This is a genomic window from Streptomyces sp. NRRL S-87, from assembly GCF_000719335.1.
In the GTDB taxonomy this organism is placed as follows: domain Bacteria; phylum Actinomycetota; class Actinomycetes; order Streptomycetales; family Streptomycetaceae; genus Streptomyces.
In genome coordinates this window covers 1-1,176 of sequence record NZ_JOGB01000162.1, presented here as the reverse complement: position 1 = coordinate 1,176, position 1,176 = coordinate 1, and the positions used below count along the sequence as shown (strand labels likewise).

1 protein-coding gene is annotated in these 1,176 nt (G+C 71.9%); it reads right to left on the bottom strand.

Going from position 1 to position 1,176, the window contains the following annotated elements; genetic code table 11:
• Positions 1 to 1,164 (bottom strand): type I polyketide synthase (locus IF43_RS37475; protein WP_267884818.1); only part of this gene is annotated, 1,164 nt, incomplete at its 3' end.
• Positions 1,165 to 1,176 lie beyond the last annotated feature (12 nt).

Genomic DNA, 1,176 nt, shown 5'->3' with positions numbered 1-1,176 from the left:
CTGCCACAGCTCCTCAGGAGTACGGACACCACCGGGGAAACGGCAACTCATCGCCACGATCGCGATCGGATCGTCCGCCACCCCCGCACCCGCGGCGGCCACCGGACCGGCGACCTCCGCCCGCGCGCCCAGCAGTTCATCCCGCAAGAAGCCCGTCAGAGCGGAAGCCGACGGATAGTCGAAGACCAACGTGGCCGGCAGGCTCACACCGGTCGCCGCACCCAGACGATTGCGCAACTCGACCGCCGTCAACGAGTCGAACCCGAGCTCCTTGAACGCCCGGTCCGCACCCACCGCATCACCACCGTCATGCCCCAGAACCGCCGCCACCTGGGAACGCACCAACCCCAGCAGCTCACGCTCCAACTCCACCGCACCGAGCCCGACGAACCGCCCGACCGCCGAACCACCCACGACCTCGCCGGAGGCGGCCGGCCCCGCAGGCCCGGACTCCACCAGCTCCGCGAAGAGGGTGCTCGACCGGACGACGGTGAACGCCGGACCGAAGCGGTCCCAGTCCACGTCGGCGACCAGCAGCGCCGCATCGGAGGAAGCCCCTGCACTCTGCCCAAGAACCGCCAGGGCCGTCTCGGGCGGCATGGGCGGCAGACCCTCACGCCGCAGGCGGGCATCCAGGGCGTCGTCGGCGGCCATGCCGCCCTCCGCCCACGGACCCCACGCCAGCGACGTCGCGGCCAGCCCGGCCGCCCGCCGCTGCTCCGCCAACGCATCCAAGAAGGCGTTCGCGGCAGCGTAGTTACCCTGCCCCGGTGCGCCGATCACCCCGCTCATCGAGGAGAACAGCACGAACGCCGACAACTCGATACCGAGCTCGACGGTCAGTTCGTGCAGGTTGCGGGCCGAGTCGGCCTTGGCCCGCAGCACGGTCTCGAAACGGTCGGGGGTCAGGGCGTCCAGGACACCGTCGTCCAGCACACCGGCGGTGTGCACCACCGCCGTCAGGCCCCCCGCCTCGGCGGACAGCAGTTCGCGCAGGGCGTCCCGGTCGGCGGCGTCACACGCCACCACCGACACCTCCACACCCAATCCCGCAAGCTCCGCAACCAGTTCCGCAGCACCCGGAGCATCCGGGCCCCGGCGGCTGGTCAGCACCAGGCGCTCGGCACCCGCACCCGCCAGCCAACGGGCCACACGACCACCCAGCGCACCCGTACC